General features: G+C 39.0%; 19 protein-coding genes, 1 tRNA gene, 1 rRNA gene and 1 other RNA gene. 20 read left to right on the plus strand and 2 right to left on the minus strand.

Translation table 11 applies throughout. The features are described from left to right. Positions 1 to 4: 4 nt before the first annotated feature. From rplF to EL259_RS04910, 15 genes are all read left to right on the plus strand, one after another. On the plus strand, positions 5 to 538 hold the full coding sequence (rplF, locus tag EL259_RS04840; RefSeq protein WP_126599525.1) for a 50S ribosomal protein L6: 534 nt from the start codon (positions 5 to 7) through the stop codon (positions 536 to 538). A 14-nt stretch (positions 539 to 552) separates the two neighbouring features. After that, positions 553 to 906 (plus strand): 50S ribosomal protein L18, encoded by a 354-nt coding sequence (gene rplR / locus EL259_RS04845; RefSeq protein ID WP_126599526.1) that lies wholly within the window; start codon positions 553 to 555, stop codon positions 904 to 906. A 15-nt stretch (positions 907 to 921) separates the two neighbouring features. Then, on the plus strand, positions 922 to 1,422 hold the full coding sequence (rpsE, locus tag EL259_RS04850) for a 30S ribosomal protein S5 (protein ID WP_126599528.1): 501 nt from the start codon (positions 922 to 924) through the stop codon (positions 1,420 to 1,422). Positions 1,423 to 1,428: 6 nt separating this feature from the next. Further along, a complete protein-coding gene (rpmD, locus tag EL259_RS04855; RefSeq protein WP_126599530.1) occupies positions 1,429 to 1,608 on the plus strand; it encodes a 50S ribosomal protein L30 in 180 nt (59 codons plus the stop codon). A gap of 4 nt (positions 1,609 to 1,612) precedes the next feature. Next, positions 1,613 to 2,047 (plus strand): 50S ribosomal protein L15, encoded by a 435-nt coding sequence (gene rplO / locus EL259_RS04860; protein WP_126599532.1) that lies wholly within the window; start codon positions 1,613 to 1,615, stop codon positions 2,045 to 2,047. 7 nt (positions 2,048 to 2,054) lie between these two features. After that, positions 2,055 to 3,380 (plus strand): preprotein translocase subunit SecY, encoded by a 1,326-nt coding sequence (secY, locus tag EL259_RS04865; RefSeq protein WP_126599534.1) that lies wholly within the window; start codon positions 2,055 to 2,057, stop codon positions 3,378 to 3,380. Between the two features lie 26 nt (positions 3,381 to 3,406). Next, complete coding sequence (gene rpmJ, locus EL259_RS04870; protein WP_005625868.1) at positions 3,407 to 3,520, plus strand: 50S ribosomal protein L36; 114 nt, start codon at positions 3,407 to 3,409, stop codon at positions 3,518 to 3,520. Between the two features lie 141 nt (positions 3,521 to 3,661). Further along, positions 3,662 to 4,018, plus strand: a complete 357-nt coding sequence (rpsM, locus tag EL259_RS04875; RefSeq protein ID WP_126599536.1) for a 30S ribosomal protein S13 — start codon at positions 3,662 to 3,664, stop codon at positions 4,016 to 4,018. A gap of 14 nt (positions 4,019 to 4,032) precedes the next feature. Next, positions 4,033 to 4,422, plus strand: coding sequence for a 30S ribosomal protein S11 (gene rpsK / locus EL259_RS04880; RefSeq protein ID WP_126599538.1), 390 nt, complete (start codon positions 4,033 to 4,035; stop codon positions 4,420 to 4,422). A 29-nt stretch (positions 4,423 to 4,451) separates the two neighbouring features. Further along, on the plus strand, positions 4,452 to 5,072 hold the full coding sequence (gene rpsD, locus EL259_RS04885; protein ID WP_126599540.1) for a 30S ribosomal protein S4: 621 nt from the start codon (positions 4,452 to 4,454) through the stop codon (positions 5,070 to 5,072). A 31-nt stretch (positions 5,073 to 5,103) separates the two neighbouring features. After that, the gene (locus EL259_RS04890) at positions 5,104 to 6,096 is read left to right on the plus strand and encodes a DNA-directed RNA polymerase subunit alpha (protein WP_126599541.1); all 993 of its coding nucleotides are present in this window, start codon (positions 5,104 to 5,106) and stop codon (positions 6,094 to 6,096) included. Between the two features lie 41 nt (positions 6,097 to 6,137). Then, positions 6,138 to 6,527 carry a 50S ribosomal protein L17 gene (gene rplQ, locus EL259_RS04895; RefSeq protein WP_126599543.1) on the plus strand — a complete coding sequence of 130 codons (390 nt, stop codon included), beginning with the start codon at positions 6,138 to 6,140 and terminating at the stop codon, positions 6,525 to 6,527. A 176-nt stretch (positions 6,528 to 6,703) separates the two neighbouring features. Then, on the plus strand, positions 6,704 to 7,165 hold the full coding sequence (gene exbB / locus EL259_RS04900) for a TonB-system energizer ExbB (protein WP_126599545.1): 462 nt from the start codon (positions 6,704 to 6,706) through the stop codon (positions 7,163 to 7,165). Then, positions 7,152 to 7,538 carry a TonB system transport protein ExbD gene (gene exbD, locus EL259_RS04905; RefSeq protein ID WP_126599547.1) on the plus strand — a complete coding sequence of 129 codons (387 nt, stop codon included), beginning with the start codon at positions 7,152 to 7,154 and terminating at the stop codon, positions 7,536 to 7,538. Before exbB ends, exbD begins: the two co-directional genes overlap by 14 nt. Beyond that, positions 7,538 to 8,302 carry a TonB family protein gene (locus tag EL259_RS04910; protein WP_126599549.1) on the plus strand — a complete coding sequence of 255 codons (765 nt, stop codon included), beginning with the start codon at positions 7,538 to 7,540 and terminating at the stop codon, positions 8,300 to 8,302. Before exbD ends, EL259_RS04910 begins: the two co-directional genes overlap by 1 nt. Before the next feature lie 53 nt (positions 8,303 to 8,355). On the opposite strand, the gene pepP is transcribed toward EL259_RS04910, so the two are convergent. Together pepP and EL259_RS04920 are read right to left on the minus strand one after the other, a co-directional pair. Beyond that, positions 8,356 to 9,693, minus strand: coding sequence for a Xaa-Pro aminopeptidase (pepP, locus tag EL259_RS04915; RefSeq protein ID WP_126599551.1), 1,338 nt, complete (start codon positions 9,691 to 9,693; stop codon positions 8,356 to 8,358). Between the two features lie 13 nt (positions 9,694 to 9,706). Beyond that, positions 9,707 to 10,270, minus strand: coding sequence for a YecA/YgfB family protein (locus tag EL259_RS04920; protein WP_126599553.1), 564 nt, complete (start codon positions 10,268 to 10,270; stop codon positions 9,707 to 9,709). 147 nt (positions 10,271 to 10,417) lie between these two features. Between EL259_RS04920 and EL259_RS04925 the strand changes: the two genes are divergently transcribed. The 5 genes from EL259_RS04925 (at position 10,418) to EL259_RS04945 (ending at position 13,679) form a co-directional block, all read left to right on the plus strand. Continuing rightward, positions 10,418 to 10,729, plus strand: coding sequence for a cell division protein ZapA (locus tag EL259_RS04925; RefSeq protein ID WP_126599554.1), 312 nt, complete (start codon positions 10,418 to 10,420; stop codon positions 10,727 to 10,729). 70 nt (positions 10,730 to 10,799) lie between these two features. Then, positions 10,800 to 10,983, plus strand: a non-coding RNA gene (gene ssrS / locus EL259_RS04930) — 6S RNA. An 8-nt stretch (positions 10,984 to 10,991) separates the two neighbouring features. After that, positions 10,992 to 11,612 carry a 5-formyltetrahydrofolate cyclo-ligase gene (locus EL259_RS04935; RefSeq protein WP_126599556.1) on the plus strand — a complete coding sequence of 207 codons (621 nt, stop codon included), beginning with the start codon at positions 10,992 to 10,994 and terminating at the stop codon, positions 11,610 to 11,612. 331 nt (positions 11,613 to 11,943) lie between these two features. Next, positions 11,944 to 13,486, plus strand: a 16S ribosomal RNA gene (locus tag EL259_RS04940). A 117-nt stretch (positions 13,487 to 13,603) separates the two neighbouring features. Beyond that, positions 13,604 to 13,679: transfer RNA gene (locus EL259_RS04945), tRNA-Glu, on the plus strand. Positions 13,680 to 13,742 lie beyond the last annotated feature (63 nt).

Raw genomic sequence — 13,742 nt, forward strand, 5'->3', positions numbered from 1 at the left:
GGAAATGTCTCGTGTCGCAAAAGCACCTGTTAATATTCCTGCCGGCGTTGAAGTAAAACTTGACGGACAGCTATTAACAGTAAAAGGTAAAAACGGCGAGTTATCTCGCAAAATTCATAACTCAGTTGAAGTTAAAGAAGAAAATAACCAATTAACTTTCGCTCCACGTGAAGGTATGGCAGAAGCTAACGCACAATCAGGTACTGCTCGTGCATTAGTTAACGCAATGGTTATTGGTGTTACTGAAGGCTTCACTAAGAAGTTAAAATTGGTGGGTGTTGGTTACAGAGCACAAGTTAAAGGTAATGTAATTGCATTAAACTTAGGCTATTCTCACCCTATCGAGCACAAACTACCTGCGGGTATCGTTGCTGAATGCCCTTCACAAACTGAAGTGGTATTAAAAGGCGCTGATAAACAACTTGTTGGTCAAGTTGCTGCAGATATTCGTGCTTATCGTCGCCCAGAACCTTACAAAGGTAAAGGTGTACGTTACGATGATGAAGTTGTACGTACAAAAGAGGCTAAGAAAAAATAATTTAAGGTAACACTATGGATAAGAAATCAGCTCGTATCCGCCGTGCAGCTCGTGCTCGCCATATGATGAAAGAACAAGGTGCTACTCGTTTAGTAGTATTCCGTACTCCACGTCATATCTATGCACAAGTGATCGCAGCGAGTGGATCAGAGGTGCTTGCTTCTGCTTCAACTGTTGAAAAAGCAATTAAAGAGCAAGTTAAATATACAGGTAACGTAGATGCTGCTAAATTAGTTGGTAAAACCGTTGCCGAAAGAGCATTATCAAAAGGCATCAAAGATGTTGCTTTTGATCGTTCTGGTTTTAAATATCATGGTCGTGTCCAATCATTAGCGGACGCAGCTCGTGAAGCTGGTCTACAGTTCTAATAGAGGTAATTTTAGATGGCAAACGTCGAAAAACAAGCTGGTGAACTGCAAGAGAAGCTAATCGCGGTAAACCGTGTATCAAAAACCGTTAAAGGTGGTCGTATCATGAGTTTCACTGCTTTAACAGTAGTGGGCGATGGTAACGGTCGTGTAGGTTTTGGTTACGGTAAAGCACGTGAAGTTCCAGCAGCGATCCAAAAAGCAATGGAAAAAGCACGTCGTAACATGGTTACAGTTGCTTTACATGAAGGCACTTTACAACACCCTATCAAAGGGACTCACACTGGTTCTCGCGTATTTATGCAACCAGCTAGCGAAGGTACTGGTATCATCGCAGGCGGTGCAATGCGTGCAGTTTTAGAAGTTGCTGGTGTGCGTAACGTACTTTCTAAAGCGTACGGTTCAACTAACCCAATCAACGTTGTACGTGCAACAATTGATGCTTTAGCAAACATGAAATCACCAGAAATGGTTGCTGCAAAACGTGGCAAAACTGTTGATGAAATTTTGGGGTAAATAATCATGGCAAAAACTATTAAAGTAACTCAAGTTCGTAGTTCTATTGCTCGTTTACCTAAGCATAAAGCAACATTACGTGGTCTTGGTATCCGTCATATGCATCACACTGTTGAGCTAATCGATACGCCTGCAGTACGTGGTATGATTAACCAAATTTCATACATGCTTAAAGTAGAGGAGTAATTTAATGTATTTAAATACTTTATCTCCTGCGGAAGGTTCTAAGCACAGCAAGAAACGTCTTGGACGTGGTATTGGTTCTGGCTTAGGCAAAACCGGTGGTCGAGGCCATAAAGGACAAAAATCTCGTACTGGTGGCGGTGTTCGTCGCGGTTTCGAAGGTGGTCAAATGCCTTTATACCGTCGCTTACCAAAATTTGGTTTTACTTCAAAAATTGCTGCAGTAACAGCTGAAGTACGACTAGATGAATTAGCGAAAGTTGAAGGTGATGTAATCACTTTAGATACACTTAAAGCAGCGAATATCTTTACTAAAGATATTCAATTTGCAAAAGTTATTCTTTCTGGCGAAATCACCAAAGCAGTAACTGTAAAAGGTTTACGAGTAACTAAAGGTGCAAAAGCAGCAATTGAAGCTGCTGGCGGTAAAATTGAGGAATAATTAAGATATGGCAAAGCAACCAGGTTATCAAAGTCGCAGTACTCAGAATGGTACAGATGAACTTAAAAAAAGAATCTTTTTTGTATTAGGTGCTCTTATCGTTTTCCGTATTGGGTCTTTTATTCCGGTACCTGGTATTGACGCTGCCGTCTTAGCTCAATTACTTGCACAACAAAAAGGTACCATCATTGAAATGTTTAACATGTTCTCTGGTGGTGCTTTAAGCCGAGCTTCTATATTTGCATTAGGAATAATGCCGTATATCTCGGCTTCTATCATTATTCAACTATTGGTAGCGGTACATCCCGCATTATCTGAATTAAAGAAAGAGGGCGAGGCTGGACGTCGGAAGATTAGTAAATATACGCGTTATCTGACTTTAGTTCTCGGTACTATTCAAGCGATCGGTATTTCTACTGGATTACCAAATATGCTTCCAGGGCTTGTTCCTAATCTTGGTTTTGGTTTCTACTTGACTGCGGTTATCAGTTTAGTAACTGGTACGATGTTCTTAATGTGGTTGGGTGAACAAATTACAGAACGTGGAATTGGAAATGGTATTTCTTTAATTATCTTTGCAGGGATTGTTGCAGGATTACCAGCAGCCATTGGTCATACAATTGAGCAGGCTCGTCAAGGCCAGATGAATCCTTTGGTTTTACTACTTATCGCTGTAGTGGTTTTCGCAGTAACCTATTTCGTTGTATTTGTAGAAAGAGGTCAAAGAAAAATTCGCATTGAGTATGCAAAACGTCAGCAAGGTCGTCAAATCGTAGGTGGACAAACAAGTTATTTACCATTGAAAGTGAATATGGCTGGGGTTATTCCTGCTATCTTTGCATCAAGTATTATCTTGTTCCCAGCAACCTTATCTTCTTGGTTAGGTGAAGGAGCAGGATGGGGATGGTTAAGTGACTTATCGTTGTTACTTCATCCAGGACAACCTTTATACCTAATTATATATGGTATTGCGATTATTTTCTTCAGTTTCTTCTATACTGCAATGCAGTACAACCCAAGAGATACCGCAGAAAATCTAAAAAAATCAGGTGCTTTTATACCTGGAATCAGACCAGGAGAACAAACATCACGTTACATTGATAAAATTATGACTCGCTTGACTTTAATTGGCGGTCTATATGTAACATTCGTGTGTTTGGTTCCTTATATTCTAATGTCAACTTGGAATGTTCAGTTTTACTTTGGTGGAACATCTTTGTTGATCGTTGTAGTCGTTATTATGGATTTCATCGCACAGGTTCAAAGTTACTTAATGTCAACTAAATATGAATCTGCGTTGAAAAAAGCAAACCTTACAGGTTTCGGACAATAGTCCATTATTAGTAGAAGGGATAAGCAATGAAAGTTCGTGCTTCCGTTAAGAAAATGTGTCGTAACTGTAAAATTGTTAAACGTGAAGGGGTTGTACGTGTATTATGTTCAGACCCTAAACATAAACAACGTCAAGGTTAATTGACATTTTTTCTTGCAAAGAACCTGCTGAGCATATATAATGCTCAGCTCATTTACATCCTTGATATACTGTTTGAGTATCCTGAAACGGGCTTTTCAAGATCAGTATATCAAATTAATCATCAAAAATAGGAGTGCATAGTGGCCCGTATTGCAGGCATTAACATTCCTGATCAAAAACACACTGTAATCGCTTTAACAGCTATCTACGGTATCGGGAAAACTCGAGCAAAAGCTATTTGTGCTGCTGCTGGAATCCCTGAAGATGTGAAGATCAGCGAATTGTCTGAAGAGCAGATTGATAAACTGCGTGACGAAGTTAGTAAATTTACCGTTGAAGGTGACTTACGTCGTGAAGTAACACTTAACATTAAACGTCTATTAGATTTAGGCTGCTACCGTGGTGTTCGTCATCGTCGTAGCTTACCGGTACGTGGTCAACGTACTAAAACGAATGCGCGTACCCGTAAAGGTCCACGCAAGCCGATCAAGAAATAGTCGGGGTAAATTAAATGGCTAAAACACCAGTTCGTACACGTAAACGTGTAAAAAAACAAGTTGTAGATGGCGTTGCACACATTCACGCATCTTTCAATAACACAATCGTAACTATTACTGACCGTCAAGGTAACGCTCTTGCATGGGCAACTGCAGGTGGTTCAGGTTTCCGTGGTTCTCGTAAATCTACTCCGTTCGCTGCACAAGTTGCTGCAGAACGTTGTGCTGAACTCGTTAAAGATTTTGGCGTTAAGAACTTGGAAGTTATGGTGAAAGGTCCAGGTCCTGGTCGTGAATCAACAATTCGTGCATTAAATGCAGCAGGATTTAGAATTACGAACATCACGGACGTGACTCCGATCCCACATAACGGTTGTCGTCCACCGAAAAAACGTCGTGTTTAATGGCGTAATAGGAAAATTGGAGAAAGAAAATGGCAAGATATTTGGGTCCTAAGCTCAAGCTAAGCCGTCGTGAAGGTACTGATTTATTCCTTAAGTCAGGTGTACGCGCGATTGAAACAAAATGTAAAATTGAAACAGCACCAGGTCAACACGGTGCACAAAAAGCACGTTTGTCTGATTATGGTAATCAATTACGTGAAAAACAAAAAGTTCGTCGTATCTACGGCATTTTAGAACGTCAATTCCGTAATTACTATAAAGAAGCAAACCGTCTTAAAGGTAATACAGGTGAAAACTTACTTGTATTATTAGAAAAACGATTAGATAACGTTGTCTATCGCATGGGATTTGCAGCAACTCGCGCTGAAGCTCGCCAATTAGTGAGCCACAAAGCGATCGTTGTAAATGGTCGTGTAGTTAACATTCCATCTTTTCAGGTTTCCGTTGATGATGTAATTGCTATTCGTGAGAAATCTAAAAAGCAAGCTCGTATTAAAGCTTCATTGGAACTTGCAGAACAAAAAGAAAAACCAACTTGGTTAGAAGTAGATGCTGCAAAAATGGAAGGTGTTTTCAAACGTATTCCAGAACGTTCTGACTTATCAGCAGATATTAACGAACATCTGATCGTTGAGCTTTATTCTAAATAATAAAGTTTCATCGTAGCAAAGAGAGGATAAAATGCAGGGTTCTGTTACAGAATTTTTAAAACCACATTTAGTTGATATTGAACAAATGAGTTCAACTCAAGCTAAAGTGACCTTAGAACCGTTAGAACGAGGATTTGGTCATACGCTAGGTAATGCATTACGTCGAATTTTATTATCTTCAATGCCAGGTTGTGCTGTAACTGAAGTAGAAATTGATGGTGTATTGCATGAGTACAGTAGTAAAGAAGGTGTTCAAGAAGATATTATTGAAGTGCTTCTAAACTTAAAAGGTCTAGCGATTAAGTTGCAGAATAATAAAGACGATGTTTTTCTTACGTTAAACAAGTCTGGAATCGGCCCTGTTGTTGCTGCGGATATTGCTAAAGACAATGATGTTGAGATTGCTAATCCAGATCACGTTATTTGTCATTTAACTGATGAAAATGCATCAATTAATATGCGTATTCGTGTTCAACGAGGCCGTGGTTATGTACCAGCATCTAGCCGTGTACATAGTCAAGACGAAGATCGACCAATCGGTCGTCTACTTGTTGACGCATGTTATAGTCCAGTTGAACGTATTGCTTACGATGTTGAAGCGGCACGTGTTGAGCAACGTACTGATTTAGATAAATTAGTTATTGAGCTTGAAACAAATGGTACTATTGAACCAGAAGAAGCTATTCGTCGCGCTGCAACAATTTTAGCAGAACAACTTGAAGCGTTCGTTGATTTACGTGATGTTCGTCAACCAGAAGTTAAAGAAGAAAAACCAGAATTTGATCCTATTCTGCTACGACCTGTTGATGATTTAGAATTGACAGTTCGTTCTGCTAACTGTTTGAAAGCAGAAACAATTCATTATATCGGTGATCTTGTACAACGTACAGAAGTTGAATTATTAAAAACGCCTAATCTTGGTAAGAAATCTCTTACTGAAATTAAGGACGTATTGGCTTCTCGTGGTTTATCACTTGGTATGCGTCTTGAAAATTGGCCACCTCAAGGTTTGTCTGAAGACTAATCTTAATTTAGGCTGAAAATTTTTCTAAGAAGGATAAGGTTATGCGCCATCGTAAGAGTGGTCGTCAACTCAATCGTAATAGCAGTCATCGTAAAGCGATGTTCCGTAATTTAGTAAGTGCATTAGTAAGTAATGAAATCATCAAAACTACTGTACCAAAAGCTAAAGAATTACGTATGGTAGTTGAGCCGTTAATTACATTAGCTAAAGTAGATAGCGTTGCAAATCGTCGTTTAGCATTTGCACGAATTCGCAACAAAGAAACTGTTGCAAAATTATTTAATGAATTAGGTCCACGTTTCGCAAATCGTGCGGGTGGTTACACTCGTATCTTAAAATGTGGTTTCCGTGCTGGTGACAACGCACCAATGGCATACATTGAATTAGTTGATCGTCCAGAAGTTGCTGCAGAAGAAGCAAAAGCTGAATAATTCATTTTTTAATAAAAACCCGCTTTCATAGCGGGTTTTTTGTTTTTGAAAATCTTATCTATTTATAGCCTTAATTTCTATGTGCATTTCTCATCAGCTTTCTATATAATTGCGAACTATTCTTAATTCTAATTGTATTATTCATTATTCTATAATAAATTTTAAAGGATATTTCGATGCAGCTTTTCTTTTCTTTTTTACAAAATTATACCGATCTGATTATTCTTGGAACATTAGGAATAATGAGTTTTCTTATGATTTGGTTTGTGATTGAACGTTATACTTTTCTATCTAAAGTTAAGGTTGAAAATTATTCAAATATTTATGATTTAGATATCGATTTAACGCGAAATCTCACTATTATTTCTACTGTTGGATCAAATGCGCCTTATGTGGGATTACTTGGAACTGTTATTGGAATTCTTCTAACTTTCTATAATTTAGGAAATGCAGGCGGAGATATTGAAGCTGGGACGATTATGTTGAATTTGTCACTTGCTTTGAAAGCAACAGCTGTTGGTATTTTAGTTGCTATTCCATCAATGGTCTTTTATAACGGCTTAGTACGAAAAGTAGAAGTTAACCGTATGAAATATAAGGCTTTATCTCAAAGTGGAGTGATTAATGAAAAAGTTTGATCAGATTAATATCATTCCATTTATCGATATTATGCTGGTACTTTTAACTATTGTTTTAGTAACAGCGAGTTTTATTTCACAAGGTAAGATTCAGGTGGATGTGCCTAAAGCCAGCACAGAAGTCAAATTCAAAGCGAATGATTTAGCAAAATTATTAACAATTACGCAAAAGGGTGAAGTTTATTTAAATGATAAACCGATTACTTTAGCAGAACTTGATGATGTCGCTAAACATTGGGAAAACGGGCAACCAGTAACACTAAAAGTAGATTCTCGTTCACCTTTTCAAGCCTTTGTTACGATTACAGATATTTTTGCAAAATATAACATTAAAAATGTTGCAATTGTTACGATGAAAGAAAAGGCAAGGTAATGAGACGAAGTTCCCTAATTGGCTTTTTAGGTTCATTCTTTTTTCATGGGATCATATTATTGGGAATATGGCTAGTACTTATTCATAGTCGTGGTTCGCATGGTTTCAAAGCTCCTGTTGTAGCGACACATATTTCGATGCAGATGATCCAAGGTATGGTAGTAGAAGATCCTCAACCCATTCAAGAAAGGACTTCAATACAACCTAAAGCATCAGAGAATAAATTTGAAGTTCCTGATCCGATGATTAAGCCAGAAGTTGAACAGCCTAAAGATAAAACACCGACCAAAAAGCCATTAGATCCTGAAAAGAAAAAATTATCAAAACAAGAAGAGAAAAAAACAACTCACCATCAACGAGTTAAAGATATGTCTAAGGCTAAGAAACGAGTAGATTCTCAAGCGAAAATTACCTCTCAGGCAACAAGTAACTCAAAATCACGAGGCCATAATCCCAAACTTGTTGGCAATGGACCTCAGATCGATGAAATTGCGGCATATGAAAACGCGCTTAGGACAGAAATTGAAAAGCAAAAGCGTTATCCTTTAAGAGCAAGAATGATGCGTCGGCAGGGAACAGTATTGATTCGCTTTATGCTTAAACAAAGTGGTGAGTTATATGATATTCGCATAGAGAAAACATCGGGAAATGGTGATCTTGATAGAGCGGCTTTACAAGCGGCTCAACAGGCACGCCCAATTGGATTGAAACCGAAAGGCGTGAGTGATACCTTTGTCATTCCAATTCATTTTATGTTGAATTAAAAATACGCCCCAATTTTCGTAAAAATTTTTAGGATAATTGGGGCGTGATATGATTAAGTGTTCTGCATTAATGCTTCAATTTCATCAATTTCTTTTGGAACGGCAGAAGTAAGGACTTTGTTACCATACTCTGTCATTAGGAGATTGTCTTCGATACGAATACCAATTCCTTTATATTTTTCTGGGACATCGGCATTTTCTGAGATATAAATACCAGGTTCAACTGTAAGAACCATACCGATTTCTAATGGACGATCTCGGCGTTTGCTGTTACGATCGCCATTATCGCAATTTTTTGAATAGCTACCGACATCGTGAACATCTAATCCGAGCCAGTGACCAAGGCCATGCATATAGAATTGACGGTAGGCTTCAGTTTTAATTAGTTCATCCACATCACCTTGCATAATGCCTAATTTTACTAATCCTTCAACAAGTATGCGGACAATGGCATCATTTACATCTTGGATGCAATTACCAGGAATAAGATGTTTAATAGCATATTTCTGGATGTCTAAAACAAGGTTATAAAGATCACGTTGCGCATCACTAAATTTACCATTTACAGGGAAAGTACGGCTGATATCGCCTGCATACATCGCAAATTCACAGCCTGCATCAATAAGTAATAAATCTCCATCTTTTAAAGGTTGATCGTTCTCAGTGTAATGTAAAATACATGCATTATTACCGCCAGCAACGATACTGCCGTATGATTCATAACGGGCGCCATGGCGATTAAATTCGTGTAACATTTCACTAGCGATTTCGTATTCAAAACGATTTGGACGAGTTTCTTTCATCGCACGAATATGACCCAGCGCACTAATTTGTCCTGCTTGTTGCATGAGGGCAATTTCATTACGGGATTTAAATAGACGCATTTCGTCTAAAATATGTGAAAGATCGATGATTTGTTTGTTTACAAATAGATTTCGACAAAAATCGGCATTAGGGATAGCATGTTTTTGTTGATGAGTTTTGATATAAAGTGTATCAAAATGTTCTTCTTTAACCCATGTTGCAAATTTATTGCGGAAATCTTCGATGGTATAGGCATTATCAATATTTAACTGGGAGGGGGCATCGTTGACACCTAAGCGACGACCATTCCAAGTTTCCATAAGAGGATCTTTGGCTCGTAAAAAAAGACATGTTTCTGTATGCCCGTCTTTTTTTATCATCACTAAAGCACTATCAGGCTCATTAAATCCTGTTAGATACCAAAAATTACTTTCTTGACGGAAAGGGTAAGTACAATCATTGTTACGAGTTTGCTCACAGGCAGAAAATAGAACAGTAATTGAGTTATCATGCATTTGTTCAAAAACGCGTTGACGACGTTGTATAAATTCTTCTGCTGGAATTTGATTTAAATAAGCTAAATCCATATTGACTCCTTATTTAATGTATATGTTGTGTTTCATCTGGCACATGGGATACACCACAAAAATGTGTGTAGAACAGCATTACGAGTGTGCGAACATATTCTTTCACCTCTTCTAATGCTTCCATGAGTTCATTCTCATTCTCATCAGGTTCATAAGTTAAGCGCGCAATATCTTGTAAATCATCTAATGCTTCACCGATATCACCTTTTTCTTTATCAAGGGAGGGTAATACGATCCCTAAGCCGAGTAAAAAGTGATTTACCCATTCAGATAATGCATCTGCTTGAATAAAAACACTTTCTTCTTCGTTAGGTAATAACAGTTGAAAATTAAATTCTCCAATATCCGCAAGAGATTGTTTAATTTGTTTATATAAAGAGGTGACATCATTTAATAAACTGGTTGGATAGGTATGATCATCGTTTGTAAATTGAAAGAGTAAGGTTTGCCAGTCTTTATCTTTTACATTTCCGCATAATAAACCAGACAAAAAACCATCCAATTCGGAAGCCGTCATCGGAATGCCAGCTTGTTTTAATTGCGTATTTAGTGTTGTGTATGAAATTTTTTTACTCATGGTTATCTCCCTAAATTTGGATTAGTTTAGCATTGTAAAGAAAGCAAAAAAATATAAGAAGTCATGATAAAGTTAAGTTTTTTATACCGATTTTTGTTGAGAGTATGGCATAATAGAAAAAATTTTAGTTTATTTTATGGAGCATCTATGTCTACCTCTCCTATTGAAGTGACAGTTTTAGGACAAGTTTTACGTTTAGGTTGTCCAGCTGAGCAGCATGATTTCTTAAGACAAGCCGCCCAAGATTTAGATGAGCGTGTATTAAAAATGAAAGAAAGAACCGGTATTTTAAGTACAGAACGCGTATTGTCTATTGTCGCATTGAATTTAAGTTATGAGTTAATGCAGGCTAAAGAAAAACATAAAAGCGTGGAAGATATTATCGCTGCACGTATACAACAACTAGATAGCTCCCTTGAACAGGTTAATTTACAGAAAAATAGTGAGCGATTTGCCTAAATTTTGCAAAAGGAAACATTTTTATTAAAATTAAACTAGAGTTCAATCTTAATTTAAGCTAGTATTAATTCAGATCCTGAGGTGTGCGCCAGTGGATGCTGTCCCTGAGCCGATAATTAAAATCTTCTGAGTTGATCTTTTAGATGTTGGTGTGTAGGCTTACCTCGTAGTAAGAAACCTGAAAACAATCTGGACCGACTCCCTTGGACCTACGGGTTCAAGGACTAACTCCGCAACGGCACCTTGGGGGATCCCTTCTTATATGTTACAACCTACTCTTCCTCTTCTCGTTTCTAATCGCTTATCACGACAACAATTACGACAGGTTTTGTTAAATTATCGTAAAAAACAAAATGTACTTGATATTCAATTAGCAAGTTACTCTATCTTTCAAAAAACGATTTTTATTATAGAACAATATAAAGCAAAGAATATTGCTATTTATTTTTCTGTGAAAGGGGAAGTTCAAACACAAGCACTAATTGAATATCTGTGGAAAGAGAATATTCATGTTTATCTACCTATTATAAGAGCACCTGAAAATGATTTAATTTTTAGACCTTATGACAGAGATAGTAAACTCATAAAAAACCAATTTGGAATTCCAGAATTAGAAGATAGTGGGAACACTATAGAGGTAAATGGTGAATTAGATATTATTTTTGTACCATTGGTTGCGTTTGACAAAAATTGTGAAAGGTTAGGCATGGGTGGTGGCTATTACGATCGCACGTTACGCTCTAAAAGGGAAAAAACGATAACAGTAGGGTTAGCATACAGTTGGCAGGAAGTTTCACAGATACCTGCAGAAGGATGGGATGTGCCACTAGACATGATTATTACGGATAAAAAGATCTTTTTTCGGGAGATAACTACTGCATAATGGTTAATAATAGAGCGGTTTTGATTCAGAAATTGGATATTTTTTAATAAAAACAAATAAAATTCAAAAAAATTTAAAAAAAATTAAAAAAGTGCTTGCAAAGGTTTTCAAAATATCTATAATACGCCCCACACAACGACGCGACGTTGTTAACAAGAATTTACTTCTCGCGTCGTTGTTTTTTGTTCTTTAACAACTAACTAGACAATCTGTGTGGGCACTTGTTGATTGACTTTGTTTAAATAATTTAACTAAGTCTTAATGAGTGTCAAACTAGAAATTCATTTTAAATGAAAGACTTTTTGTCAGCTTATTGAGCGAATCAAGCTTTGAATTGAAGAGTTTGATCATGGCTCAGATTGAACGCTGGCGGCAGGCTTAACACATGCAAGTCGAACGGTAACAGGAAGAAAGCTTGCTTTCTTTGCTGACGAGTGGCGGACGGGTGAGTAATGCTTGGGAATCTGTTTCATGGAGGGGGATAACTACGGGAAACTGTAGCTAATACCGCGTAATATCGAGAGATTAAATGTGTGGGACCGCAAGGCCACATGCCATGAAGTGAGCCCAAGTGGGATTAGATAGTTGGTGAGGTAATGGCTCACCAAGTCAGCGATCTCTAGCTGGTCTGAGAGGATGACCAGCCACACTGGGACTGAGACACGGCCCAGACTCCTACGGGAGGCAGCAGTGGGGAATATTGCACAATGGGCGCAAGCCTGATGCAGCCATGCCGCGTGAATGAAGAAGGCCTTCGGGTTGTAAAGTTCTTTCGGTGGTGAGGAAGGTTGGCGTGTTAATAGCACGTTGACTTGACGTTAGCCACAGAAGAAGCACCGGCTAACTCCGTGCCAGCAGCCGCGGTAATACGGAGGGTGCGAGCGTTAATCGGAATAACTGGGCGTAAAGGGCACGCAGGCGGTGACTTAAGTGAGGTGTGAAAGCCCTGGGCTTAACCTAGGAATTGCATTTCATACTGGGTCGCTAGAGTATTTTAGGGAGGGGTAGAATTCCACGTGTAGCGGTGAAATGCGTAGAGATGTGGAGGAATACCGAAGGCGAAGGCAGCCCCTTGGGAATATACTGACGCTCATGTGCGAAAGCGTGGGGAGCAAACAGGATTAGATACCCTGGTAGTCCACGCTGTAAACGATGTCGATTTGGGGATTGGGCTTTAGGTCTGGTGCCCGTAGCTAACGTGATAAATCGACCGCCTGGGGAGTACGGCCGCAAGGTTAAAACTCAAATGAATTGACGGGGGCCCGCACAAGCGGTGGAGCATGTGGTTTAATTCGATGCAACGCGAAGAACCTTACCTACTCTTGACATCCATGGAACCTTGTAGAGATACGAGGGTGCCTTCGGGAACCATGAGACAGGTGCTGCATGGCTGTCGTCAGCTCGTGTTGTGAAATGTTGGGTTAAGTCCCGCAACGAGCGCAACCCTTATCCTTTGTTGCCAGCGGTTTGGCCGGGAACTCAAAGGAGACTGCCAGTGATAAACTGGAGGAAGGTGGGGATGACGTCAAGTCATCATGGCCCTTACGAGTAGGGCTACACACGTGCTACAATGGCGTATACAGAGGGCAGCGAGCCTGCGAGGGTGAGCGAATCTCAGAAAGTACGTCTAAGTCCGGATTGGAGTCTGCAACTCGACTCCATGAAGTCGGAATCGCTAGTAATCGCGAATCAGAATGTCGCGGTGAATACGTTCCCGGGCCTTGTACACACCGCCCGTCACACCATGGGAGTGGGTTGTACCAGAAGTAGATAGCTTAACCTTCGGGAGGGCGTTTACCACGGTATGATTCATGACTGGGGTGAAGTCGTAACAAGGTAACCGTAGGGGAACCTGCGGTTGGATCACCTCCTTACCAAAATGAAGCGACAGTGAGTGCTCACACAGATTGTTTTAGTAGTTGTAAACAACAAAAGACAAGACTTTAAAGATACGATGTCGTATTAAAGTTTTAAAAGTATCTTTAAATGTTGTCTCCATCGTCTAGAGGCCTAGGACATCGCCCTTTCACGGCGGTAACAGGGGTTCGAATCCCCTTGGGGACGCCATTTAAAGATATTTTATTGTCTTAATTGTTCTTTAAAAATTTAAAATCAAGCTGAAAACTAAAG

This window comes from Actinobacillus delphinicola (genome assembly GCF_900638385.1).
Taxonomy (GTDB): Bacteria; Pseudomonadota; Gammaproteobacteria; order Enterobacterales; family Pasteurellaceae; genus Actinobacillus_C; species Actinobacillus_C delphinicola.

Bases quoted from the DNA above. Each gene is read 5' to 3' on its own strand.
- rplF (WP_126599525.1), top strand. From the start codon at position 5: ATGTCTCGTGTCGCAAAAGCACCTGTTAATATTCCTGCCGGCGTTGAA.
- rplR (WP_126599526.1), top strand. From the start codon at position 553: ATGGATAAGAAATCAGCTCGTATCCGCCGTGCAGCTCGTGCTCGCCAT.
- rpsE (WP_126599528.1), top strand. From the start codon at position 922: ATGGCAAACGTCGAAAAACAAGCTGGTGAACTGCAAGAGAAGCTAATC.
- rpmD (WP_126599530.1), top strand. From the start codon at position 1,429: ATGGCAAAAACTATTAAAGTAACTCAAGTTCGTAGTTCTATTGCTCGT.
- rplO (WP_126599532.1), top strand. From the start codon at position 1,613: ATGTATTTAAATACTTTATCTCCTGCGGAAGGTTCTAAGCACAGCAAG.
- secY (WP_126599534.1), top strand. From the start codon at position 2,055: ATGGCAAAGCAACCAGGTTATCAAAGTCGCAGTACTCAGAATGGTACA.
- rpmJ (WP_005625868.1), top strand. From the start codon at position 3,407: ATGAAAGTTCGTGCTTCCGTTAAGAAAATGTGTCGTAACTGTAAAATT.
- rpsK (WP_126599538.1), top strand. From the start codon at position 4,033: ATGGCTAAAACACCAGTTCGTACACGTAAACGTGTAAAAAAACAAGTT.
- rpsD (WP_126599540.1), top strand. From the start codon at position 4,452: ATGGCAAGATATTTGGGTCCTAAGCTCAAGCTAAGCCGTCGTGAAGGT.
- EL259_RS04890 (WP_126599541.1), top strand. From the start codon at position 5,104: ATGCAGGGTTCTGTTACAGAATTTTTAAAACCACATTTAGTTGATATT.
- rplQ (WP_126599543.1), top strand. From the start codon at position 6,138: ATGCGCCATCGTAAGAGTGGTCGTCAACTCAATCGTAATAGCAGTCAT.
- exbB (WP_126599545.1), top strand. From the start codon at position 6,704: ATGCAGCTTTTCTTTTCTTTTTTACAAAATTATACCGATCTGATTATT.
- exbD (WP_126599547.1), top strand. From the start codon at position 7,152: ATGAAAAAGTTTGATCAGATTAATATCATTCCATTTATCGATATTATG.
- EL259_RS04910 (WP_126599549.1), top strand. From the start codon at position 7,538: ATGAGACGAAGTTCCCTAATTGGCTTTTTAGGTTCATTCTTTTTTCAT.
- pepP (WP_126599551.1), bottom strand. From the start codon at position 9,693: ATGGATTTAGCTTATTTAAATCAAATTCCAGCAGAAGAATTTATACAA.
- EL259_RS04920 (WP_126599553.1), bottom strand. From the start codon at position 10,270: ATGAGTAAAAAAATTTCATACACAACACTAAATACGCAATTAAAACAA.
- EL259_RS04925 (WP_126599554.1), top strand. From the start codon at position 10,418: ATGTCTACCTCTCCTATTGAAGTGACAGTTTTAGGACAAGTTTTACGT.
- EL259_RS04935 (WP_126599556.1), top strand. From the start codon at position 10,992: ATGTTACAACCTACTCTTCCTCTTCTCGTTTCTAATCGCTTATCACGA.